Origin of the sequence: Vibrio sp. 10N.222.55.C7 (assembly GCF_041473335.1) — a bacterium.
GTDB lineage: Bacteria > Pseudomonadota > Gammaproteobacteria > Enterobacterales > Vibrionaceae > Vibrio > Vibrio crassostreae_C.
On sequence record NZ_JBFRSC010000028.1, the window covers coordinates 208,312 to 231,346 of the forward strand.

The 23,035-nt window shown below is 44.7% G+C and carries 23 protein-coding genes; 5 read left to right on the top strand and 18 right to left on the bottom strand.

Annotated features, from left to right (window positions below; translation table 11 throughout):
- Positions 1-112 precede the first annotated feature (112 nt).
- The 14 genes from pgpA to AB4482_RS11170 all read right to left on the bottom strand — a co-directional run bounded on the left by pgpA (position 113) and on the right by AB4482_RS11170 (position 12,904).
- Complete coding sequence (gene pgpA / locus AB4482_RS11105; protein ID WP_017060782.1) at positions 113-619, bottom strand: phosphatidylglycerophosphatase A; 507 nt, start codon at positions 617-619, stop codon at positions 113-115.
- Positions 619-1,593 carry a thiamine-phosphate kinase gene (thiL, locus tag AB4482_RS11110; RefSeq protein ID WP_017066823.1) on the bottom strand — a complete coding sequence of 325 codons (975 nt, stop codon included), beginning with the start codon at positions 1,591-1,593 and terminating at the stop codon, positions 619-621. Before thiL ends, pgpA begins: the two co-directional genes overlap by 1 nt.
- A 114-nt stretch (positions 1,594-1,707) precedes the next feature.
- Entirely contained in the window at positions 1,708-2,175 is a 468-nt protein-coding gene (nusB, locus tag AB4482_RS11115) for a transcription antitermination factor NusB (RefSeq protein WP_004734399.1), read from the bottom strand.
- Positions 2,175-2,645 carry a 6,7-dimethyl-8-ribityllumazine synthase gene (gene ribE, locus AB4482_RS11120; RefSeq protein WP_004741508.1) on the bottom strand — a complete coding sequence of 157 codons (471 nt, stop codon included), beginning with the start codon at positions 2,643-2,645 and terminating at the stop codon, positions 2,175-2,177. Before ribE ends, nusB begins: the two co-directional genes overlap by 1 nt.
- Before the next feature lie 295 nt (positions 2,646-2,940).
- Positions 2,941-4,050 carry a bifunctional 3,4-dihydroxy-2-butanone-4-phosphate synthase/GTP cyclohydrolase II gene (gene ribBA / locus AB4482_RS11125; protein WP_017060784.1) on the bottom strand — a complete coding sequence of 370 codons (1,110 nt, stop codon included), beginning with the start codon at positions 4,048-4,050 and terminating at the stop codon, positions 2,941-2,943.
- Positions 4,051-4,158: 108 nt separating this feature from the next.
- Positions 4,159-4,815, bottom strand: a complete 657-nt coding sequence (locus tag AB4482_RS11130) for a riboflavin synthase (protein ID WP_010436361.1) — start codon at positions 4,813-4,815, stop codon at positions 4,159-4,161.
- Positions 4,816-4,884: 69 nt separating this feature from the next.
- On the bottom strand, positions 4,885-5,964 hold the full coding sequence (gene ribD, locus AB4482_RS11135) for a bifunctional diaminohydroxyphosphoribosylaminopyrimidine deaminase/5-amino-6-(5-phosphoribosylamino)uracil reductase RibD (RefSeq protein ID WP_017060785.1): 1,080 nt from the start codon (positions 5,962-5,964) through the stop codon (positions 4,885-4,887).
- Positions 5,965-6,004: 40 nt separating this feature from the next.
- A complete protein-coding gene (nrdR, locus tag AB4482_RS11140; RefSeq protein ID WP_004734394.1) occupies positions 6,005-6,454 on the bottom strand; it encodes a transcriptional regulator NrdR in 450 nt (149 codons plus the stop codon).
- Positions 6,455-6,610: 156 nt separating this feature from the next.
- Positions 6,611-7,861 (bottom strand): glutamate-5-semialdehyde dehydrogenase, encoded by a 1,251-nt coding sequence (locus AB4482_RS11145; RefSeq protein WP_017060786.1) that lies wholly within the window; start codon positions 7,859-7,861, stop codon positions 6,611-6,613.
- Between the two features lie 66 nt (positions 7,862-7,927).
- Positions 7,928-9,112: a glutamate 5-kinase gene (proB, locus tag AB4482_RS11150; RefSeq protein WP_012604650.1), complete on the bottom strand. Its 1,185-nt coding sequence runs from the start codon at positions 9,110-9,112 to the stop codon at positions 7,928-7,930.
- 76 nt (positions 9,113-9,188) lie between these two features.
- Positions 9,189-9,578 (bottom strand): sigma factor-binding protein Crl, encoded by a 390-nt coding sequence (gene crl / locus AB4482_RS11155; protein ID WP_017060787.1) that lies wholly within the window; start codon positions 9,576-9,578, stop codon positions 9,189-9,191.
- A gap of 144 nt (positions 9,579-9,722) precedes the next feature.
- Positions 9,723-10,976: an esterase FrsA gene (gene frsA / locus AB4482_RS11160; protein ID WP_017060788.1), complete on the bottom strand. Its 1,254-nt coding sequence runs from the start codon at positions 10,974-10,976 to the stop codon at positions 9,723-9,725.
- 89 nt (positions 10,977-11,065) lie between these two features.
- Positions 11,066-11,530: an oxytetracycline resistance phosphoribosyltransferase domain-containing protein Tet(34) gene (tet(34), locus tag AB4482_RS11165; RefSeq protein WP_009847475.1), complete on the bottom strand. Its 465-nt coding sequence runs from the start codon at positions 11,528-11,530 to the stop codon at positions 11,066-11,068.
- A gap of 84 nt (positions 11,531-11,614) precedes the next feature.
- The gene (locus AB4482_RS11170) at positions 11,615-12,904 is read right to left on the bottom strand and encodes an NCS2 family permease (RefSeq protein WP_017060789.1); all 1,290 of its coding nucleotides are present in this window, start codon (positions 12,902-12,904) and stop codon (positions 11,615-11,617) included.
- A gap of 1,063 nt (positions 12,905-13,967) precedes the next feature.
- Between AB4482_RS11170 and AB4482_RS11175 the strand changes: the two genes are divergently transcribed.
- The gene (locus AB4482_RS11175; protein ID WP_372180931.1) at positions 13,968-15,440 is read left to right on the top strand and encodes an aminoacyl-histidine dipeptidase; all 1,473 of its coding nucleotides are present in this window, start codon (positions 13,968-13,970) and stop codon (positions 15,438-15,440) included.
- A gap of 138 nt (positions 15,441-15,578) precedes the next feature.
- On the opposite strand, the gene AB4482_RS11180 is transcribed toward AB4482_RS11175, so the two are convergent.
- Positions 15,579-16,118: a DUF3332 family protein gene (locus AB4482_RS11180; RefSeq protein WP_017069508.1), complete on the bottom strand. Its 540-nt coding sequence runs from the start codon at positions 16,116-16,118 to the stop codon at positions 15,579-15,581.
- 271 nt (positions 16,119-16,389) lie between these two features.
- Between AB4482_RS11180 and AB4482_RS11185 the strand changes: the two genes are divergently transcribed.
- Entirely contained in the window at positions 16,390-17,436 is a 1,047-nt protein-coding gene (locus AB4482_RS11185; protein WP_017060792.1) for a succinylglutamate desuccinylase/aspartoacylase family protein, read from the top strand.
- 202 nt (positions 17,437-17,638) lie between these two features.
- Here AB4482_RS11185 and AB4482_RS11190 read toward each other — a convergent pair whose 3' ends face one another.
- On the bottom strand, positions 17,639-17,956 hold the full coding sequence (locus AB4482_RS11190; RefSeq protein ID WP_017069509.1) for a DUF3622 domain-containing protein: 318 nt from the start codon (positions 17,954-17,956) through the stop codon (positions 17,639-17,641).
- A 354-nt stretch (positions 17,957-18,310) separates the two neighbouring features.
- Between AB4482_RS11190 and AB4482_RS11195 the strand changes: the two genes are divergently transcribed.
- Positions 18,311-19,318, top strand: coding sequence for an adenosine deaminase (locus AB4482_RS11195; protein WP_017069510.1), 1,008 nt, complete (start codon positions 18,311-18,313; stop codon positions 19,316-19,318).
- A 67-nt stretch (positions 19,319-19,385) separates the two neighbouring features.
- On the opposite strand, the gene AB4482_RS11200 is transcribed toward AB4482_RS11195, so the two are convergent.
- The gene (locus AB4482_RS11200; RefSeq protein WP_372180933.1) at positions 19,386-20,570 is read right to left on the bottom strand and encodes an NnrS family protein; all 1,185 of its coding nucleotides are present in this window, start codon (positions 20,568-20,570) and stop codon (positions 19,386-19,388) included.
- 287 nt (positions 20,571-20,857) lie between these two features.
- Between AB4482_RS11200 and AB4482_RS11205 the strand changes: the two genes are divergently transcribed.
- Complete coding sequence (locus AB4482_RS11205; RefSeq protein ID WP_372180935.1) at positions 20,858-21,412, top strand: gamma-glutamylcyclotransferase family protein; 555 nt, start codon at positions 20,858-20,860, stop codon at positions 21,410-21,412.
- Positions 21,413-21,458: 46 nt separating this feature from the next.
- On the opposite strand, the gene AB4482_RS11210 is transcribed toward AB4482_RS11205, so the two are convergent.
- A complete protein-coding gene (locus AB4482_RS11210) occupies positions 21,459-21,791 on the bottom strand; it encodes a tRNA-binding protein (RefSeq protein WP_017060796.1) in 333 nt (110 codons plus the stop codon).
- 197 nt (positions 21,792-21,988) lie between these two features.
- On the opposite strand from AB4482_RS11210, the gene AB4482_RS11215 reads away from it, so the two are divergent.
- Complete coding sequence (locus tag AB4482_RS11215; protein WP_372128840.1) at positions 21,989-22,987, top strand: substrate-binding domain-containing protein; 999 nt, start codon at positions 21,989-21,991, stop codon at positions 22,985-22,987.
- The last annotated feature ends 48 nt before the right edge of the window (positions 22,988-23,035 follow it).

The window sequence follows — 23,035 nt, forward strand, 5'->3', positions numbered from 1 at the left end:
ACGTAAGCTCGTAAGCTCCGCAAACAAAAAAGGTTGGCCCTAGGGTCAACCTTTTTTGTATCTGCTAATTAGTTTGGTGTATCGCCAACTAAACCTTAGCCCTTCAGTTAACTCACACTAACCAACCTGCGAAATGTGCCACGGCATACAACGAAATAGCCGCCATAATACCCGCTACAATATCGTCAATCATGATACCTAAACCGCCGTGAATTCGTGCATCTAACCAACCAATCGGCCATGGTTTCACCATGTCAAAGAAGCGGAAAAGCACAAAACCAGTCAGCAGCCACTTCCAGTCATCAGCAGGGATATTCAACATAGGCACTAAGCTCATGGTGATCCAAAAGCCCGCGAACTCATCCCAAACGATAGAACCGTGGTCATGCACGCCCATATCGTCAGACGTTACTTGGCAGATCTTAATACCAATAATGCAGCTTACCACCACCACGGCAACGTAAGCAGGAAACGGTAACTGAACCAACAATAGGTACAACGGAATTGACGCAAGCGTGCCCATTGTGCCGGGAATAATAGGCGATAAGCCACTGCCAAAACCCGTTGCTAAGAAATGCCAAGGGTTTTTAAGAGAAATAAGAGAAAGTGGGTTTGTCATCAATTAACCTTAAAGTGATCGTAACCAGTTAAGTTCCAGCTTAGTGGTTCACCATTATTGTGTAATTCAAAATATTCTACAGGTCTTATCTGGCCAATGCAGGTGACTTTTGTACCTGTGTGTGACAAAGCACTTTCCAGCGACCCTTTATTCTCTTCTGGTACAGTAAAGCACAGTTCGTACTCTTCACCACTCGTTAGCGCATACTGCTGAGCTGAAGTGATATCAGGAGCGAACTGACGTAACTCTGGAGAGATAGGCAGCGTGCTTACATCAATACTCGCGCCAACTTGAGAACGCTTAAGGATATGTTTTAAATCAGCAATAACGCCATCAGAGATATCAATCGCAGATGAAGCAAGGTTCACTAGAGCCTGACCCGCTAACACTCGTGGGGCGCTCACATAATGTCTCTCTTCAAGCTCAGCAGCATAGGGCTTCGCTCTGTTCTGCTCAGGGTTAAGTAACACTTCTAAGCCAGCTTTGCTGTCACCTAGATTACCTGTTACGTAAATCCAGTCGCCCACTTTCGCGCCATCTCTGCGCAGCGCTCGTCCTTCAGGAACAAAGCCCTGTACCGTCAGTGTCAGGCTTAGTGGACCTTTGGTTGTGTCGCCACCAATTAACTGAATACCAAAGTAGTCTGCGAGTTTAAAAAAGGAGTCACAGAAGGGAGCAAGCCATGCTTCATCGATTTCAGGCATGGTTAAAGCAAAAGACACCCAAGCAGGCGTCGCGCCCATTGCAGCAAGGTCACTGATATTGGAAGCCAACGCTTTGTGTGCCACCCAAGCCGGATTCGCCTCAGCTAAGAAATGGGTACCAGCCACTAAGGTGTCCGTGCTGATCGCTATCTCAACATTGCCCGGCGCTTTGACCAAAGCACAATCATCGCCAGCAGCTAGAAGAACGTCTTTACGTTGTGGTTGTCGATTTACAAAATATTTTTCAATCAGGTTAAATTCGCCAGACATCACATGCCCTATCTTTAGTCTCATAAAAATCGCCGTAATCATGGATATTACAGAAATTTAGTTACAAAAAAGGCCAGCATAAAAGCTGACCTTTAGATTCAATATACGAACGTCTTATTTCTTACGAACGTGCGGTGCAGCTTTATCAAGCACACCGTTAACAAACTTATGGCTATCTTCTGCTGCAAATACTTTTGCAAGCTCGATAGCTTCGTTGATAACCACTTTGTATGGTACATCTTCGCGACGAGTCATCTCGTACATAGCTAAACGTAGAAGCGCTAGTTCCATCAGATCCAGATCTTGCATAGGGCGAGATACGAATGGACGAAGCTTGCTATCAAGTTCCATGTGGCTAAGAGCAACACCAGTTAGTAGGTCGCGGAAGTATGCAACGTCTGTTTCTGGCATAGCAAGAGCAGGCTCTGCAGCATGATGCTCTTCTTCATCATACTTACCACCAGATAAGAACTGTTCTTCAACGGTAGCAATATTTTCTTTAGTAATTTGCCAAGAATAAATTGCTTGTAGAGCAAATTGACGTGCGTTACGACGTGCGGCTGGTTTCACACTGGCCCCCATTAGGAATCGATTTCAGAAAGAACGTTGATCATCTCAAGTGCGCTAAGTGCTGCTTCTGCACCCTTATTACCAGCCTTGGTTCCTGCGCGTTCAATAGCTTGATCGATCGTATCAACAGTAAGAACACCAAACGCTACTGGAAGAGAATATTCCAGAGACACTTGTGCCAAACCTTTATTACATTCACTACAAACATAGTCAAAGTGAGGTGTACCGCCACGAATTACTGTACCAAGAGATACAATCGCATCGAACTTACCTGTTTTTGCAACGCGCTGCGCTACAAGTGGAAGTTCTACTGCACCAGGGCAACGAACAACAGTGATGTTGTCTTCGCTTACTTGTCCATGACGCTTTAAAGTATCGATTGCACCAGAAAGTAAACTTTCGTTAATAAAACTGTTGAAACGAGCAATAACGATAGCAATTTTTGCATTTGGCGCTGGGAAGCCACCCTCGATCACTTTCATAAGCCTTCCTTTAACTATTTTCATCAAGTGAGAATCGCCGGATTCTAGCACAAAACTGTGAGCAATATCTAATGGTAATTTAGAAGAACAGACACCGGCAATGTAAAGATGATAATGCAGCGCTGATCCCAAGCATATAGGAACAGCGAGTAACCAAGTTTGTGTGTTGAACACGTTTTGAGTCGGACTTGGCTACTTTGCTCTTTTGGCAAGATTTATCACCAAAAGAGCCACTGAAATCATCGGTAAATTATGTTGCTACAAACGGAGAAACGTCTGCTTGCTAACGCATGGTTTATTCGCAAACGTACTCAACAACGTTAAGGCCAAAACCACCCAATGCGTGGTAACGCTTAGTGCTTGAAGAAAGCAGACGCATATCGTGCACACCTAGATCTTGAAGAATCTGAGAACCGACACCAACACGACGCGAGGTACCCTGCTTCTTCGCCATAGTTGGCTGCTCGTTCTTGTCTTGCGCTTCGAATGTCTTCACTTTGTGAATCAAAGAATCAGACGACTCTTCGTTGCCAAGAATAACCAACACACCGCCTTCGTCGCCAATGCGCTTCATCGCTTTATCTAGCGACCAGCTACGCTCCGTACCACGGTCTGAATGAAGCAGATCGGTGAACGTGTCATGCAGATGAACACGTACCAAAGGAGCACCTTCAGATAGGTCACCTTTTTGCATCGCGTAGTGGATCTGGTTATCAATTGTATCGCGGTAAGTCACAAGCTCGAAATCACCAAACTCAGTTGGCAAATGACATTGGGCAACGCGCTCAATCGTTGTTTCTGTGTTGTTGCGGTATTCGATCAAGTCAGCAATTGTGCCTAGTTTGATGTCATGCTTTTCTGCGAACACTTCAAGATCTGGACGACGAGCCATGGTGCCGTCGTCGTTTAGGATCTCAACGATAACCGATGCTGGCTCGCAGCCTGCAAGACGTGCTAAATCACAACCTGCTTCTGTGTGTCCTGCGCGAGTCAGAACACCGCCATCTTGCGCTGTCAGTGGGAAAATATGACCAGGTTGAACAAGATCAGCCGCTTTCGCATCTTTCGCCACTGCCGCTTGAACCGTCACTGCACGGTCTGATGCAGAGATACCCGTTGTTACGCCCTCTGCCGCTTCAATCGAAACAGTAAAGTTAGTGGTGTACTGTGCGTTGTTATCTTGAACCATAGGCGCTAGACCCATGCGGTTTGAACGCTCTTTGGTTAGCGTCAGACAAATTAAACCACGGCCGTACATCGCCATGAAGTTAATCGCTTCTGGCGTCACATGTTCTGCTGCCATGATCAGATCGCCTTCATTTTCGCGATCTTCATCATCCATCAGGATAACCATTTTTCCTAGGCGAATGTCTTCAATAATTTCTTGAGGAGTACTAATTGGCATTGTTCTATATCCTTTGAAATGGTTCTGCTTCCTAGAACCGACACTATTTAAACCTGATGATATTGCTTCGCTTTACAAAGTCTCGCTTAACGCACTTTGTATCAACGGTTAGGCAAAACCATTCTGCTGTAAGAATTCCATCGTTAATCGAGATTCAGGCTCAGATTCTTGTTGCTGACCTTGCAGTAAACGCTCCATGTAACGTGCTAATACATCAACTTCTAGATTCACTTTACGACCGACATTGAATTGGTCGATGGTGGTTTCTGAAGAAGTATGAGGAACGATAGTCAGCTTGAATGCGTTCTTACGTAAATCGTTCACAGTCAGGCTAATGCCATCAACTGTTACTGAGCCTTTTTGAGCCACGTATTTTGAGATTTCTGCTGGCATTTCTACCCAGAATTCAATCGCACGGCCAACTTGGTTACGTTCAACAATCTCACCCACGCCATCAACGTGACCAGACACTATATGTCCACCGAAACGCGTGGTTGGTAACATTGCTTTCTCAAGGTTAACTTTATCGCCCGCTTGGTAATCGACAAAACCCGTTTTTTTCAGGGTCTCAAGCGAAAGATCTGCACTGTAGCTGTGGTCGTTATATTCAACAACTGTCAAACACACACCATTGGTAGCGATACTGTCGCCTAACTTAACGTCAGCCATATCAAGCTTACCAACATTAACCGTTACGGTGATGTCTTCTCCGCGGGGAGTGATTGCACTCAATGTACCTACGGCTTCTACAATTCCTGTAAACATTTTAAAACTCTTTTTGTTGTCAACGACACGTATGCAGTTGGAGTAACTATTTCCACTGTGGTTTCGTTACTATCTGTTTCGAAATACGGGTTTCGCAACGATGCGAATATCCACACCAACCTGTCGAACATCTTTAATTTCTAGGTCAATAACGTCAGACATTGAAGTGAGCCCTAATGCACCCATCAAACCTCGTCCGTCACTGCCCATAAGTTTAGGTGCTAAATAAAGGATTAGCTCATCCACCAGCTGCTCTTCAATCAAGCTTTTTGCCAATGTTGCGCCCGCTTCGACCCAAATATGGTCGATATGATTGGCAGGTAATTGACGCATCAGATCGTGCAAATCGAGCTGACCTGCATCTGTGGTTGCGACTTCAATATCAGCAGATGCTTCGGCAACTCTCAACACCGATGTTGGAGTCTGGAATAACTTGAGTTCAGGACGCAGTTGGTTTTGACGATCAAGAATCACGCGAATCGGCTGACGCAGCTCGTCTTCAGCGTAATGACCTTTGATACTGCTTGGCAACTCTGCCCAACGAACATTCAACGACGCGTTGTCTTCAATCACCGTCTGGCTAGTTGACAACACAGCGCCTGATTTTGCTCGGTAGTTCTGAACATCACGACGTGCTTCTGGCGATGTGATCCACTGGCTTTGGCCATTTTCCAATGCCGTTTGCCCATCAAGGCTAGCGGCCATCTTTAACTGAACGAATGGCATGCCAGTTTGCATACGCTTGATAAATGCAGGGTTCAAGTCGAGAGCGTCTTGCTCTAGCAAACCGATTTCAACCTCAATACCCGCATCGCGTAGCATTTTGATACCACGACCTGCGACTTTTGGGTTTGGGTCCTGCATGGCACAAATCACTTTGGCTACTTGAGCCTTAATCAAACCTTCAGCACAAGGCGGCGTTCGACCGTAATGAGAACAAGGCTCTAGCGTGACATAAGCCGTCGCACCTTTTGCTTTGTCGCCTGCCATTCGCATGGCATGTACTTCAGCATGAGGTTCGCCAGCTTTGGCATGAAAACCTTCACCAACGATCTGACCGTCGGTTTGTACAATGACACAACCCACATTAGGGTTTGGCGCAGTAGTGTAAATGCCGCGTTTTGCTAACTGAATAGCACGCGACATCATTTGAAAATCTAGGGGAGTAAAGTTTGACATGATTGAGGAGTTAATCCTCTAATTTAGCGATTTCTTCGCCAAACTCTCGGATGTCTTCAAAGCTGCGGTAAACAGAGGCAAAACGAATGTACGCCACTTTATCCAATTCTTTCAATTGGCCCATCACAAGATTACCAATCATCTCGCTTGGTACTTCACGCTCACCAGTTGCACGGAGTTGTGACTTAATCGTACTGATCGCAAGTTCAATCGCGTCAGCACTCACTGGGCGTTTTTCTAGGGCGCGCTGTACACCACCCACCATTTTATCTTCATTAAATGGTTCGCGGTTTCCATTCGACTTTATGACTTTAGGCATCACAAGTTCTGCCGATTCGAACGTAGTAAAACGTTCACTACATGCAAGGCATTGACGGCGACGACGAACCTGATGGCCATCGGCTACCAGTCTTGAATCGATTACTTTAGTGTCGTTCTCTGAACAAAAAGGACAATGCATATCACCTCCAAATAATTGAATATCAGTGTAACGGAATTGCCAAACGTTAGGAAAGAAAAAGGGCCAATTAAGGCCCTTTTGTGTGGTGATTCATTGATTATTGCTACTCGACCGCCATTTCAAAAATGAGCTGAGGAGTAAAATTAACGACCAGCGTTAACCGCGGACTAAATAGTTCGCTTTACCTACCCATTTGTAGCTTGTCAGCTCTTCTAAGCCCATTGGGCCGCGAGCATGCAATTTCTGAGTAGACACGGCAACTTCAGCACCTAAACCAAACTGTGCTCCATCAGTGAAACGTGTTGATGCATTCACATAAACCGCTGCAGAACCAACAGAGTTAATGAAACGCTCTGAGCTCTCTAAGCTATTGGTCATGATCGCATCTGAATGACTCGCGTTGTGTACACGCATGTGGTCAATCGCTTCTGCCACATCCGCTACCACTTTCACGCCTAGCGTGTAGCTTAGCCATTCAGTGTCAAAGTCGCCTTCAACCGCATCACGTTGGTCTTCAAAACCCGCTAGCAGCGATTTTGCACTGGTATCAGCAACTAAGGTTACCTTGCCGGCTAAACGCTGTTTCAGCTTAGTTAGGAAAGCTTCAGCAACCGCTTCATGCACTAGCAGTGTATCTAACGAGTTACACGCCGATGGACGTTGAACTTTTGAGTTTTCGACCACATCGACAGATTTCTCAAGATCAGCGCTTTCATCAACGAAGATATGGCTGATACCAAAGCCGCCGATGATTACTGGGATGGTGCTGTTCTCTTTACACATCTTGTGCAGACCAGCGCCGCCACGAGGAATGATCATATCCACGTAGTCGTCCAGTTTAAGCAGTTGAGAAACGAGTTCACGATCAGGCTTCTCGATGTACTGAACAGAAGCGGCTGGTAGCTCCGCTTTCTCTAATGCAGACTGGATAACCTTAACCAGTTCCATGTTCGAGAAAAACGTCTCTTTACCACCACGTAGAATGCTTGCGTTACCTGTCTTCAGACACAGAGCTGCAATATCGATGGTTACGTTCGGACGCGCTTCATAGATAACACCCACCACACCAAGTGGCACGCGGCGGCGAGACAGTGACATACCGTTTTCTAGTACTTTGCTGTCAATTTCGCTGCCAACTGGGTCATTCAGGCTAATCACGTTACGAACATCGTTAGCGATACCGGTTAAGCGCTCTTCGTTAAGAAGTAGACGATCGAGCAGTGCGTCAGTTAAACCCGCTTCACGACCCAGTTCGATGTCTTTCGCGTTCGCTTCTAAAATCGTTGTTGCGTTTGCTTCTAGCTCATCAGCGATAATCGCCAATGCTTTATTCTTTTGCGCCGTAGATGCGGTCGCTAGGTGGAAAGCAGCGTCTTTTGCTGCGATACCCATGTTAGTTAAATCCACGTTTAACTCTCCCTAAATTCTGTCTGTCTTTGGATGCAAAAAGGTGATTCACCTTATCATCACGAGCTACTCTTGGATTACAACTAGGTCGTCACGGTGAATGACTTCTGACCCATAATCGTATCCAAGGATGTCGCCAATATCTTTACTGTGCTTGCCTGCAATTTTTGCTAGGTCTTGGCTTGAATAACTGGCGATACCACGCGCAATTACTTTGCCTTTGCTGTCTGTGACTTGGGTAACTTCACCACGAGAGAATTCGCCTTTAACTCGAACAACCCCTTTCGCCAACAAGCTGCTGCCTTTGGTGTTGACTGCGTTTACTGCGCCGTCGTCAACCACGATGTCACCTGCTGAAGCAGGGCCCGCTAAAATCCAGCGTTTACGGTTTTCAAGCGCTTCCGCTAAAGGCAAGAAACGTGTGCCTTGTGGGTTATCACTCAGTGAATCAAACACCACATTTTCAGCACTGCCCGCAGCAATAATCACTTCGATGCCTGCGCGACGAGCAATGTCAGCCGCCTGCAGTTTTGTCGCCATGCCGCCAGTACCCAACGTAGTACCGCTGCCACCTGCGATCTTACGCAGCGTGTCATCAATGGTTTTCACTTCTTTGATGAGCTCAGCATTTGGATCTTTACGAGGGTCAGCCGTAAACAGGCCTTTTTGGTCTGTTAGTAGCAAAAGCTTATCAGCACCGCACAAAATACCCACTAAGGCCGACAAGTTATCATTGTCGCCCACTTTAATTTCGTTGGTTGCTACTGCGTCGTTTTCGTTTACTACCGGAATAATATCGTGCTCAACCAGTGCGTTGATCGTGTCACGTGCATTAAGAAAACGCTCGCGATCATCGAGATCAGCACGAGTCAGTAGCATCTGGCCAATCTTAAGGCCATAGATAGCAAACAAAGACTCCCAAACTTGAATCAACTGACTTTGCCCAACTGCCGCAAGCAACTGTTTGCTCGCCATTGAGTTGGGAAGTGCGGGGTAACCAAGGTGCTCACGTCCTGCTGCAATTGCACCAGACGAAACCATAACCACAGAGTGGCCTTGTTTTTTTAATTCAGCACATTGACGAACCAGCTCAACCATATGAGCGCGGTCTAATGCCAATGTTCCACCAGTTAAGACACTGGTACCCAGTTTAACAACGACAGTTTTACGCTGTGTTGTTGTCCCGCTTTGATGATTTGTTGTCATGAAGTCTTTTATGGATAAAACAAATAAGAGGTGATGTTTTAGCAATCAAAAGGGGAATTCACAAGCAGAAAAGGTGCGAAATCGCACCTTTTTGCTTTATATAGAAGAGTAACCTTTAAAATTAGACGAATTCGACAGACTCTTCGTCTAATTGGATACTGATTTCAAACTTACTTTGAAGTTCATCAACCAGTTTCTTGTGGAAGGCTTCTTGAGTTCGAGAGACCTCAGCGACCGCCTTTTTAGGTAACGGCAAAGAATCCCAGTTACCATCGATGTTGTACTTGCCGATATTGTACTTCGCCGAATATCCCTCTTCCGACTTATCCAATTCCAGCCACCAGCCCCAGAACTCGCGTTCTTCTGGTGATTTTTTATCGTTCACACATACAGACAAGCAATCAAAGATATAGTGGCCTTCTTCTGATTGCGGTTCCCTTAAGTAAGGCCCGATCGCCTTTAAAACATTCAACAAGCGGTAATGCGTAGGTTGTTGTGTCACTTCTGACATATTGAATCTCCATTTTCAATGTTAAGAATGACGTTACTCAGACTGTTATACGTAGAAACTACGCATTTGGATTTTATAAATGACCTCTGAGTATCAGGTACTTAGTTTGTACATTTTTCATGCTTAACTAATTTAGGAGAAATGTCATCTAAATAATTCATCCTCAAGCCACTTTATCGCCAATTCGAGGGATTGCTCATAACCTTGTGTAATTGACTTAGCTTTGATTTTCTTCGCTTTTCCGTAATCACTGTAAATAGCAACCAGTTGATTATCCATTGGCGGTGAAACCGGGTCGCCTTCCAGAGCCAATGCCAAGATAGGAACACTGGTTTTACTGTTTGACAGCAAACCTTGTACCTTGAGTGACCACGCCATCAACTGCCCAGAAAGGCTATTGATATCGACCGCCCCTTTACCAAGGCGCGAAGCCAACACATCTAGATGCATTTTAGGCATCTGCTTAAGTTTGTCTGCATGAACAAAGATATCGTGAATTGGCGCGCCTAAAGAAATACACGCTTTAATCTTATGTTGCTCGAGGAAAGATAATCTCACCATCGCATTGCCACCGAAGCGGAAACCAAACAAGCCGACTTTGTGGTGATCGACCCATGGGATGTTAGGCAATTCATTCAGCACTGCTTGGTGAAGACAAGATGAGTCTTCTGTTAACGGCCAATGTGCACTGTGCCCTATTGATGGCATGTCTACCGTTAACATAGCAATGTTCTTAGGTGCTAAATAATCCCTAAACAGGCGCCACATATCGGTTTGCAAGCTATCTAGACCCGCGCTGACAATCACAACCGGTTGTGGTTTATCTGTCTTGGTTAGATGCAAGTTCGCTTTGATCTTCTTGTTTTGGTATGGAATATCAATCTGCTTGACGATCAACTTAGTGTGCTTGATCGCTTCAGAATACGCTGCGTTGGCCAACACTTGAGCCTGAGCTGCCAAGTTGTCGTTCTTGAGGTGTGGGTAACCCGCAATACTGAAGCACAACGATGCGGAAAATAGCTCTTCAGCCATCTCTTCACCATTCTTCTCATTAGAACGATTTTGATGCTGCATACCCAGCTTGGTCCATTCGTATGCCCAGTTACCACTTCGGTAACCCATGACCGTATCAAGCCACTCATCGGTTGTACGAGAGTTATCTGATGACGCGATGCGAGCCAATACCGCTTCCTGCTCTATTGGATTAACGCCTTGCCATACCCACTGAAGACGTCTTAGGTTTCGATACCATGATGAGTTTTGCTGTTCACGTTTCTCATCCAATAGCGCTTCAGAGCTTGGCATGTATTGTGTCAACATTGAGGTCTCTTTCGCTTGCTTGTGCTTTACAAACAAAGTTTCCGAAAGGTTCGAGCTCGTTTCTTCTGGTTCAGACATTGGGATACTTAATAAGAAATGGTTGTCACTAATAATATAAAAAAAAATGACCCTATAAAGGGTCATTTCTCAAAAAACTAAGTTTACGCTTATTTTGACTTGCGATTTACTGGCTCTACGTAGCTTAGGCTAGTATCCCAAGGTTGCTCAATCCATGTGTCTTGAGCGATATCAACAATGTACTCGTCTAGCAAATCAGCGCCAGATGGTTTTGCACATACAGCGATCAGTTTCGCTTTAGGGTACATTTCGCGAAGCTTACGTGCAGTGTCACCACTATCAACCAAGTCTTCAACGATTAGGAAGCCTTCACCGTCACCTTCAGGTGCTTTAACTACTGTCATATCACGTTGGTGATCGTGGTCGTAGCTAGAAATACAAATCGTATCTACGTGACGAATACCTAGCTCACGAGCCAAGATTGCACCAGGAACCAAACCACCACGGCTTACTGCCCAGATGCCTTTCCACTGCTCTGCTGGCATTTGCTTTTCAGCAAGTTGACGGCAGTAAGTCTGCATGTTGTCCCAAGTGATAACGAATTTGTTGCTCATAGTATAAAACCTAATAATTTTGTCATGTTATTAGAGGCTATTTCAAACATAGCCTCTTCAGCGATTAAGCAGAAATCTAGACGATTAAGCGAAAATGTATTTAAGAATAAAGATAGCCGACATTACCCACACAGCAGGTGAAACGTCGCGACCTTTACCACTTAGCAGCTTAATTGCAGCGTAAGCGATGAAACCTAGTGAGATACCCTCAGCGATAGAGTACGTCAGCGGCATAAGCAGACATGTTACCACGACTGGTGCTGCTTCCGTAAGATCACGCCAATCAATGCCAACTAGGCCAGACATCATCAGAATTGCTACATAGAAAAGTGCACCTGATGTTGCGTAAGCCGGAATCATACCTGCAAGTGGCGAGAAGAAAAGAGCCAGTAGGAATAAGATACCAACAACAACAGCCGTTAGACCGGTACGGCCGCCTTCAGCAACACCCGCAACACTCTCAACATAAGAAGTAGTATTTGATGTACCTAGCAGTGCACCAATAGATGTTGCTGTAGAGTCAGCAAGCAGTGCTTTGTTCAAGCGAGGTAGTTTGCCGTCTTCTTTGATTAGGTTTGCTTTCGTTGCAACACCAACCAGAGTACCCGCTGTATCGAACAAATCGACGAACAAGAATGCGAATACCACTGAAATCATACCGATTTCAAATACAGCAGAGAAATCAAGCTGCATGAATGTAGGAGCAAGGCTTGGTGGTGTAGACATGATGCCGCCGTATTGAACGTCACCAATAACAATGCCAAGAGCTGTGATAGCTAGAATCGCAATCATTACTGCCCCTTTCACGCCACGGTGAACAAGAGCAATCGTTAGGAAGAAACCAAGTGAGCCTAGGATAGGAGCAATCGCGGTAATGTCGCCCAGTGAAACTTTAGTTGCTGGGTTAGAAACAACGATGCCTGCATTGCTAAGCGCAATAAACGCTAGGAAAAGACCGATACCTGCAGAGATACCAACACGCAGAGACATAGGGATCGAGTTGATAATCCATTCACGGATCTTAAAGATGCTTAAGAAGATGAAGATTACGCCTGATACGAAAACCGCTGCCAGAGCAACTTGCCACGTATAACCCATACCCATTACAACAGCGTAGGTAAAGAATGCGTTCAAACCCATGCCTGGAGCTTGAGCAATTGGGTAGTTAGCAACAAAGCCCATGATGAAACAGCCAATAGCAGCCGCTAAACAGGTTGCTACAAATACAGCGCCATGGTCCATACCAGCATCAGCTAGAATCATTGGGTTTACAAAAATGATGTAAGCCATTGTTAGGAAGGTTGTTAGACCTGCGATGATTTCAGTGCGCACATTGGTGCCATTTTCACTGAGTTTGAATAGCTTTTCGAACATTATCGAATCCTATAAGGGTAAAAAGTAAACGGTTGCGTAATCGATTGGCTGTGGATTATAAAGTTATCAAATAACAAATTCCAGATAGAATTAAGGCTCTAATCGATATTTATCAGAATGCCGTATGAAACAAAGCGATTAAAAATGAAGATATCATCGATAAATAACCATTAAAAACAAACAATTAACAACAATAGACTCACTAAAACTAGTTGGTTGTTTTTTCTACCATCGGTTATTTTCATTGATAATCTAGCCAGTAAATTCTGAATTCAAACTCACAATAGTTATGTATTTTTCAACAGGATCAGTAATAAGGCGCAAATTGATATTTCGGCGTTTAAAAAACAACCACGCAGAACAGCAAGGAAAGTGACAAGCGAAAGCGGTTTGGAAAAGTAGCAGGCAAAAAAAACGCCACTCAAAACTGAGTGGCGGTAGAATCTGTCAACCAAAAGGGCTGTAAAAGAATTCCAATATATAGGGGTGAACAAAACTGTTCGAGTTACATGCTTACGGTATTAGTAACCAAAGCTTGTAGGGTATGCAAAGTTGCTAGTGTAAACAGAGCTGTTAATCCAGAACATTGCAGATGGTAAACCTTTCATAACTATCACCTTAATAAATCAATAAAAAACGAATTTGATTTCTCGGTTCCTTGGAGGCGATAAAACGGACTCATCCTTTGAGCATTTACTCTTCATCTCAGAAGTTGGTTATTAATATACCCTAAAGAAAAAAGATTACAAGTATTTTTTGCTATACGTCACATTTTTGGCCATTTGCGGTTATTTTGCAAACTTATTTTGTAATAAAATTACAAAATAGAATTAAACAAACGTTTGCCTGCTCCATTTATAAGCATCAAGGCGCTTAGCTGTGATCAGATGGACAAGATCGCTTTCAAAATTTGAGCTATTTGAGGTTTAGAACCGCTACTCGTCAAAACGCTCAAGTGGTATGCTGTTGCCATCAAAACAGACCCATATTTTAGATTTTTATTCTAAGTTTTTACCTATAGAAATCCTAAATATATGGTTATCAAATAAAAAAGGAGTCATCCGTGTCTGAATTCCATTCTGAGATCAGTAAATTGTCCCCTGCCCCTATTTGGCAGTTTTTCGATAAAATTTGTTCAATCCCGCACCCTTCGAAACATGAAGAGGAGCTTGCTCAATACATTATTGCGTGGGCAACAGAGCAAGGCCTAGATGTACGTCGCGACCCAACGGGCAACGTATTCATCAAAAAGCCAGCAACGCCGGGTATGGAAAACAAAAAAGGTGTCGTGCTACAAGCTCACATCGATATGGTTCCACAAAAGAACGAAGACACTGATCACGACTTTGCAAAAGATCCAATCCAGCCATACATCGATGGCGAATGGGTTACAGCTAAAGGCACAACGCTTGGCGCTGATAACGGCATGGGCATGGCTTCTTGCCTAGCGGTTCTTGCTTCAAACGAAATCCAGCACGGCCCTATCGAAGTTCTACTAACAGTAGATGAAGAAGCAGGCATGACTGGTGCTTTCGGTCTTGAAGCGGGTTGGTTAGAAGGCGATATCCTTCTTAACACCGATTCAGAGCAAGAAGGCGAAGTGTACATGGGTTGTGCTGGCGGTATCGACGGCGCAATGACATTTGAAATTGCTCGTAATGCGATTCCAGCTGACTTCGTAACACGTAAGCTAACGCTAAAAGGCCTAAAAGGCGGTCACTCTGGTTGTGACATCCACACAGGTCGTGCAAACGCAAACAAACTGCTTGCTCGCTTCCTAGCGGGTCACGCAAAAGAGCTAGACCTTCGCATCGTCGAATTCAAAGGTGGTAGCCTTCGTAACGCGATCCCTCGTGAAGGTTTCGTAACGGTTGCTGTTCCTGCGGCAAACCAAGAAAAACTGGCTTCACTATACAACTACTACACTGAGCTGCTTTCAACAGAGCTAGGTAAAGTAGAAGACAGCATCGTGACTTTCAATGAAGAAGCTTCTGTAGAAATGGGCGCACTTGCGTCAGCAGACCAAGCTCGCTTTATCGCGGCACTTAACGCATGTCCAAACGGCGTGATTCGTATGAGTGACGAGATTGAAGGTGTTGTGGAAACGTCTCTAAACGTAGGTGTTATCACAACAGAAGAGAACTCAATCACAGTACTTTGCCTGATCCGCTCTCTTATCGATTCAGGTCGTAGCCAAGTAGAAAGCATGCTTCACTCTGTTGCTGAACTAGCAGGCGCTAACATCGCGTTCTCTGGTGCTTACCCAGGTTGGAAACCAGACGCAGATTCAGAAATCATGCATATCTTCCGTGACATGTACGAAGGTATCTACGGTCACAAGCCAAACATCATGGTTATCCATGCTGGTCTTGAGTGTGGTCTATTCAAAGAACCTTACCCGAACATGGATATGGTTTCTTTCGGCCCAACCATCAAGTTTCCGCACTCTCCTGATGAGAAAGTGAAGATCGACACCGTTGAGCTATTCTGGAACCAAATGGTTGCATTGCTTGAAGCGATCCCAGAAAAAGCTTAATTCGATAAGCTATGTTTGTTCAGTAAATGGTGTTTTACAGTAAACACCGTTTATCTGAGACAAAATAAAACAGGTACTCAATGAGTACCTGTTTTTGTATCTAATCTTTGTAGCTACTACTTGTGACTAAATAAACAATTAAGCGCGTGAAGCCGCGTAGCTTTCTAGCTCATCAATTGAAGTTTGTGCCACAACTTCGCCATCGATGAAGTACGTCACCATCTCGCCATCACGAACACCGATTAACGTCGCACGCTCACCAGACTGGTAAGTAATGTCCATTTGGATCGTGTTTTCATCAATCTGCTGCATTTGACCTTTTTCGATCACATCTGCACTCGTGATAGGACCCACTGGCGCTTCCGTTAGAGACGGATCAAGTTGGTGGTTGATGTCTAGGTAAGTATCAGTCTTAGTATCAAAGATGTGCGGAGCACCTGTTAGTGGGTTGCTACCAGTCCAGAACTCTAGTGAGTTGAATACTATGTAATCGGCAGCAACTGTTAGACCGTATGCAGGTGCAAGTAGAATGTTCAAACCACCACGAGCGTAACGGTTATCAACAGCCTTGATGTTGAACTTCATTAGGTAACCCGTTACTGCGTTGCTACCAACACAGCCAGATAAAGCAACAGATACCACCGCTAGTGCTACAACTTTTGAAATTGTTTTTTTCATTTTGATCTCAATATTTGAATTTGGCCGCCAAAAAATGGCGGTGGATAATACCAACGAACTGAATGACAAATATCAGCTCTAAGTTAATGTATTGTCATAAAATTCAAAATTTTAAACACCCTTCAATTAGCCAGATAAAAAACTGAAACCAATTCAGAAGCCCCTTCATAAAAAACTTTTGTCGTCACCGTAAAGCGATTGATTCGTACTAAAAATCAACGATTGCTACATTCCGTGTTAACGAATTATCACCATGTTGAGAACAACCTAAATGGCAAGACTAAAACCTAATCAACCATTCGAATTACTTGGTTATACTGTTCAGCCAGGACAGCGAATGGAGATTGAACTGCAAGCGGCTCAGCTTTACACGCATTCTCCACTTTCGATCCCGATTGAAATTATTCACGGTCGCCAAGCAGGCCCAACACTGATGGTAAATGCGGCTATCCACGGCGATGAGCTAAACGGTGTTGAGATTGCACGACAACTGACCAATGCGATTGATCCAAAGAAACTGAAAGGGACATTAATTGTTGTGCCTATCGTTAACGTATTTGGCTTTATCCATAAATCTCGTTACCTACCAGACCGTCGTGACCTAAACCGTTGCTTCCCTGGCAGTGAGAAAGGATCGTTAACATCACGTATCGCTTACACCTTCTTTGAGAACGTGGCAAAGCACTGTGATTACATTCTGGATCTACACACGGGCGCGATTCACCGTACCAATCTGCCACAGATTCGTGCAAACCTATCGAACCCTGAGACACTGCGCATCGCAAAAGCGTTCGCAACACCCGTGATTATTGATTCTCCACTGCGCGACGGTTCACTGCGTAGCGAAGCGGAAAAACTGGGTATTCCTGTATTAACTTACGAAGGTGGTGAAGCGCTGCGTTTTGATCACCTCGCGATTCGTGCGGGTTACCTTGGCGTGCATCAAGTGATGAAAGAAATCGGCATGCTGCGCCCTAACCGTAAGAAGTTACCAGAGCCAGTATTGAGTAAATCCACCAGCTGGATCCGCGCTGAATCAGACGGTATTTTGCGTAACATGGTAAGACTTGGCGAACAGGTTGAAGCAGGACAAACCCTTGCTTACATCAGCTCTCCATTGGGTCACCAAGAAGGCCAAGTGATCACAACCAAAGGCGGTATCGTGATTGGTCAGCAAACTCTGCCTTTGGTCAACGAAGGTGATGCTGTGTTCCACATCGCTTACTTCAAGCAAGACGATGAAGAAGTAGGACAATCAGTAGAAAGCTACATTGAAGAAGTGGCAGAAGACGATTGGCTAACTGCACTGAATAACTGATCAGACAATGCTTAACAGTTTAAGAGCTCGACGTTAAAAGCGAGAAGCCAAACCGAGCTCTTAAACACAATAAAACAGAACTCCACAAACTAAAAAGCCCCAAAACACTTTTAACTCGAAAGAAAAAAGTTGTATCGGGGCTTTTTTTTCACAAATCCCTTATCTTAAAATTAAGGGATCTATAAATTAGTCATGCACTGAATTATTCAGCGTCTTGTTGCTCTTCTGCACGAGCTTTAGCGCGCGCTTCACGTGCTTGCTCAGCTTTAAGCTCTTTAGTGTGACGTAGTTCGTCACGCTCTTTACGTTGCTCTGATTTACGCTCGTTACGTTCAGCTTGGTTAGCGATGAAAGATGCTAGCTCTTTCTCTGCCCACTCTTGTGCTAGAGCTTCAGTTTCGAAACCAGACTCACGCTTAGATACTGTAGTGCTGCGAGACGTTACTTGACGAGTAATCTCTGCACACCAACCGTTGCGTTTTTCTGTAAGGCGGATATCAAATTTTTTGTTCTTAGACATGTTCTATTTTTTCCTAAGGGAGATCATTAAGGGATCGGTCAACTTTGATAACTCCATCTAAGTGAGCATCTTTTAACACCATCCCTTGGTAAGCGCGGTATTAGAGCACAAATCAATGAATATTGCTGCAAATATTTGCAGCGGATCACACTCCAATGCTGCAAATCGTTTGCGCCTAATTTCAATCGGTTCATAACTCTCGGTTCACCATCAACTTCTATCCTATTTTATCGATAACAATGAAATGAACTATGCTCAAACAGAGATAAATGAAAGAGATACCTGCTTGCTCAGGTTTATAGACTCTACTGTCTCACCTACTCCGCTCATAATTAAAATAGCTAAGGAGTTGCTATGGATAGCTTCATCAAAAATTTACCCAAAGTTGAGCTGCACTTACATATAGAAGGCACATTAGAGCCAGAGCTGATGTTCCAACTCGCCAAGCGTAATAACCTGTCGATTCCCTTTGAGACCCCAGACCAAGTTCGAGACGCGTACCAGTTCCACAATCTTCAATCCTTTCTCGATATCTATTACCAAGGTGCAAACGTACTGATTCATGAACAAGATTTCTACGACCTGACGTGGGCTTATCTGTTGAAGTGTCAGCAAGATAATGTGGTTCATACTGAGATCTTCTTCGACCCTCAGACTCACACTGAACGCGGCATTGACTTTGAAGTCATCGTTGGCGGGATTACTCGAGCTTTGAATCAAGTGGAGCAAGAGCTTGGTATCAGCAGCCAACTGATCATGTGCTTTCTGCGTCATCTCGATGAAGACAGCGCTTTTGAAACACTCAAACAAGCCCTTCCTTATAAAGATAAGATCATTGCCGTTGGGTTAGATTCATCAGAACAGGGCAATCCACCAGAGAAGTTTAAACATGTATTCCAAGAAGCGATCAACCAAGGCTTTCTGACTGTCGCGCACGCCGGAGAAGAAGGCCCAGCACAAAATATTAGCGACGCACTGAGCTTGCTAGGCATTACCCGAATTGATCATGGCGTTCGCTGTGTAGAAGATGAAGAGTTGATGGAACAGCTAATAGCAAAACGTACACCACTGACCGTCTGCCCGCTGTCGAATACCAAGCTCAAGGTGTTTGAGACCATGCAAGAGCACAACATCGTCGAGTTGCTGAGAAAAGGGCTGTGCGTCACCATCAATTCCGATGATCCGGCTTACTTCGGCGGCTATATGAATGATAACTTCCTCGCCGTCGCCAATGCTCACCCAGTGACCAAAAACGAATTGGCGCAGTTCAGTATTAATGCCATCGAAGCCAGTTTTATCTCGCCTCACGCCAAGGAAGATCTCATCACACAGGTACGCCAATACCTTGCTGCGAGTACTTAATGAGTTATCAAGATCAAAAAGGGAAGCTCTGAGCTTCCCTATCTATATCAATAGATAACTAATTGGCTTAGCCCGGGTGACCATCCACTCTTGGCGTTAACAGCATCATCCCAAATTTCCAGATAAATAGACCGAACGCTAACGTCCATAAACCCGCGCTGATATTGACCATCTCAAATAAATACGCAGGGAAGAATGTCACACCTAAACTACGAACGAGTGCCGCGATAAATATAGCCGAGAACGCCAAAGCCATACTTGGCCCTTTATAGATAGCACGGCCAGTATGTCCCATTGTCACGCGCGTGATCATCGCCAGAATTAACCCACTCAAACCGCCAATCGCAAACAGGTGCAGCATGTTATGGCTCGCGAACGGGTTATCTAGCAAACCGCGTAACAGCAAGCTGAGAGGGATACATAGGTAAGCCGCATGCAGCGACCACACCAAGGGTTCTGATAGTGTTGTCCAAGGCTTCCAGCGGATAAAGCGCACCAACTGTGTCACACCTGCAAATACCATCAACTCATTGCCGACTTGAGCAAAGGTCAATGGGAAGAAGCTCAACACAAATAAGCCAACCCAAGGTAGATTGGCTAACCATTCTAACCAAACTAGTGGTTGTGCTTTTTCAAAATCAAAGCGACGCGCAGTGAAGAATGGAATAACTCGCCCACCCATCACTGATAGCAGCAAGGTAAACCACCATAACATTGCGTGCCATACCGCAGACGACGGGAATGGAGGCATCCCCTTAATGGTTGCGTAACTAGCAAAGTTCGCCACGATAGCCAATATAAACAGCGGCACAAAGAATAGATTCTTCCAGCCTTTCGATTTAACAACTCGGAAACCAATTTCGTAAGCGGCGAAGATTAAGAACAACGCCTCAACAGATGAGATCAGCCATAACGGTGCGGGTGTCCAAAACAGAATACGAGGTGCGAGCCACAAACCGACTAGCGCAGCTAATCGATAATGCTTGGTGCCATTGACACCCGTCCACGTTTGTACTGCCGTTAACACAAAACCGACCACTATCGCCATTGAGAAACCAAACAGCATCTCATGTACATGCCACCAAAGCGCCGGTACTTTTAGCATTTCAGGCTGACCGTTTTGGAACATGATGACCCAAGCTACAATCGCAATCACGGCATAGAGACTACCTAAAAAGAAGAAAGGTCGAAAGCCTAAACGCAGGTAGGCTGGAATCGCGTCTTCTACACTTTTATCTGTGATATTTAACAAACTCGCTCCTAATTCTCAGATAAGCGGCCAAGGTATTACCTAAACCATATTTAGTGTGCATCAAATCCGATGCAATATGCAGATCATATTGCATGAAACGCGCCAATTAGATAAAACCAGTAAAAACAGCGACTCACGAGATTCACCAACCAATAACAAGTCAAAAAAACACAACCAAAAGAGTCATAAAGACATATAGATGTATAAATAGAAACTTACTGACTTTTGGTATCTCGCCACATATAGTAAGACTAGACTTAAATGGAACAACTCAGACAAGGAATGCGATGTATATTTTTGGTTATGGCAGCTTAATCAACTCATCTTCACGCCAGCTTACCGGTCAGACAGGGCAAGCGATCCCTGCGATTGTTCATGGCTTAATTCGCCATTGGAGCAAGATCGATGACAGCTATGTGTTATCACCTTTGATCGTCAATCTTGGCGAAGGACAAGTGAATGGTGTGTTGCTTGAGGTGGATGATATTGCACTGGCTGAGTTTGATCGCCGTGAGCGTGGTTATCACCGTATCGAATTAAAGGCCTCTCAGATAGAAAGCCAAGATGAATTCAAACAGGATCAACCGATCTGGGTTTACATCAAAGACGAGATTGAAGCACCTTGCGAAAACAGCCCTATCGTTCAAACCTACGTCGATACGGTATTAGCAGGATGTTTAGAGGTGTCTGAAAGCTTTGCGGCGCACTTCGTTAAACACACACAAGGTTGGCATCAACCATTAGAAAATGATCGCCACCAGCCTAAATACGGCAACCTTGCTGGGGTTTCCGATCACCATCACAGTGTGATTGATGGCTTGATACTAACTGTACGCAGCTAGTTGATTTAGGTTGGTGAACACATTGACTCACCAACCTAAAATGAGCTTAAACGACACGAATACCTGCTGGCATCGCACGTTCAGGTGTTAGCAATACACTTTCAGATTCATCTTCCGTTTCTGCACAAAGCAACATGCACTCAGAAGTGTGGCCTCTCATCTTCGCCTTCGCTAGATTGCACAAAACAACAACCTGCTTACCCATCAACTCTTCTTCTGTGTAGTAAGGGACTAGGCTGGTCACCGTTTGCAGTGTCTTGTCACCAACATCCACTTGCACTATGTAAAGCTTGTCGGCGTTTTCATGACGCACAACCTCAATGATCTTACCCACACGCATTTCTAACTTAGCAAAGTCACCATAAGAGACAGTATCCATTTCTCACTTCCTATATTGGTTTATTTTCACTCATTAAATCGTTTACTAAAATTAAGTAAAATGTAAATGTTTACACTAGCATTAAGCCTAATAATTACAAGCGGTAAAGATCTCATTACTGGAAGTAAAATGAGAGTTTCGTTGCCTTACTATCATTGTCGGTGTTAAATAGATGAAGCAATGTATAGAGGTTAAAAATGGCAACAATTAAAGATGTAGCAAAGGAAGCTGGTGTTTCTGTTGCAACCGTATCTCGAGTGATCAACAAGTCTCCCAAGGCGAGTGCAAGCTCGGTAGAGTCTGTAACTAAAGCGATGTCTAAACTTGGCTATCGACCGAATGCCAATGCTCGAGCGCTGGTAAGCCAAAGCACGAACACTGTTGGTGTATTGGTCGGTGACATCTCCGATCCCTTTTTTGGCACGCTGGTTAAGGCTGTCGACAATGTCGCTCGTGAGAACGGAAAACATATCCTTGTCGGTAATGGCTCGCACGATCGTGAAGAAGAGAGACAAGCGATTGAATTGCTGATTAACAGCCGTTGTGACGCCCTGGTGATCCACTCTAAAGGCCTCACCGACGAAGAACTGATTGCCTATGCAAAAGAGGTCAAAGGCTTAGTACTGATCAACCGTTATATTGCTGAGATTGCCAACCACTGTATTTTCTTAGACAACAAAAAAGGTGCGTATCTTGCGACGGAATATCTGATCCGCCATGGCCATAAGAACATTGCCTGTATCGCCTCATCGCATAGCATTGAAGATGCCGATGAGCGTGTCCAAGGTTACTTAGCGGCACTCTCAGATTACAAAATAGCGTTATCTGACAGCTATATTGAGTACTCAGCGCCGACCAGTGAAGGGGGTGAATACGCCATGACTAACCTATTAACCAAGTCTCTGCCGATCACAGGCATTGTTGCGTACAACGATTACATGGCGGCAGGAGCTTTGTCTGTCCTAGATGAAAACGGTATTCAAGCGCCGGACAAAATGTCGATCATCGGCTTCGATGATGGCTTGATTGCACGCTATGTTCATCCAAAGCTCACCACTATCCGCTACCCGATTCAGATGATGGCAGAGAAAGCGACACGACTCGCGCTGCACTTAGCCAAAGGTGAAAACACCTCTACTGAACCAATGATGTTCTCTCCAACTCTGGTACGCCGTAATTCGGTAGAGAAAGTCTAAGTTCTGGTCGACTCATCAAGCAATAATCAAAAAAAAGGTTCATCGCGG

Bases quoted from the DNA above. Each gene is read 5' to 3' on its own strand.
- pgpA (WP_017060782.1), bottom strand. From the start codon at position 619: ATGACAAACCCACTTTCTCTTATTTCTCTTAAAAACCCTTGGCATTTC.
- thiL (WP_017066823.1), bottom strand. From the start codon at position 1,593: ATGTCTGGCGAATTTAACCTGATTGAAAAATATTTTGTAAATCGACAA.
- nusB (WP_004734399.1), bottom strand. From the start codon at position 2,175: ATGGGGGCCAGTGTGAAACCAGCCGCACGTCGTAACGCACGTCAATTT.
- ribE (WP_004741508.1), bottom strand. From the start codon at position 2,645: ATGAAAGTGATCGAGGGTGGCTTCCCAGCGCCAAATGCAAAAATTGCT.
- ribBA (WP_017060784.1), bottom strand. From the start codon at position 4,050: ATGCCAATTAGTACTCCTCAAGAAATTATTGAAGACATTCGCCTAGGA.
- AB4482_RS11130 (WP_010436361.1), bottom strand. From the start codon at position 4,815: ATGTTTACAGGAATTGTAGAAGCCGTAGGTACATTGAGTGCAATCACT.
- ribD (WP_017060785.1), bottom strand. From the start codon at position 5,964: ATGATGTCGCGTGCTATTCAGTTAGCAAAACGCGGCATTTACACTACT.
- nrdR (WP_004734394.1), bottom strand. From the start codon at position 6,454: ATGCATTGTCCTTTTTGTTCAGAGAACGACACTAAAGTAATCGATTCA.
- crl (WP_017060787.1), bottom strand. From the start codon at position 9,578: ATGTCAGAAGTGACACAACAACCTACGCATTACCGCTTGTTGAATGTT.
- frsA (WP_017060788.1), bottom strand. From the start codon at position 10,976: ATGTCTGAACCAGAAGAAACGAGCTCGAACCTTTCGGAAACTTTGTTT.
- AB4482_RS11170 (WP_017060789.1), bottom strand. From the start codon at position 12,904: ATGTTCGAAAAGCTATTCAAACTCAGTGAAAATGGCACCAATGTGCGC.
- AB4482_RS11180 (WP_017069508.1), bottom strand. From the start codon at position 16,118: ATGAAAAAAACAATTTCAAAAGTTGTAGCACTAGCGGTGGTATCTGTT.
- AB4482_RS11185 (WP_017060792.1), top strand. From the start codon at position 16,390: ATGGCAAGACTAAAACCTAATCAACCATTCGAATTACTTGGTTATACT.
- AB4482_RS11190 (WP_017069509.1), bottom strand. From the start codon at position 17,956: ATGTCTAAGAACAAAAAATTTGATATCCGCCTTACAGAAAAACGCAAC.
- AB4482_RS11195 (WP_017069510.1), top strand. From the start codon at position 18,311: ATGGATAGCTTCATCAAAAATTTACCCAAAGTTGAGCTGCACTTACAT.
- AB4482_RS11205 (WP_372180935.1), top strand. From the start codon at position 20,858: ATGTATATTTTTGGTTATGGCAGCTTAATCAACTCATCTTCACGCCAG.
- AB4482_RS11210 (WP_017060796.1), bottom strand. From the start codon at position 21,791: ATGGATACTGTCTCTTATGGTGACTTTGCTAAGTTAGAAATGCGTGTG.
- AB4482_RS11215 (WP_372128840.1), top strand. From the start codon at position 21,989: ATGGCAACAATTAAAGATGTAGCAAAGGAAGCTGGTGTTTCTGTTGCA.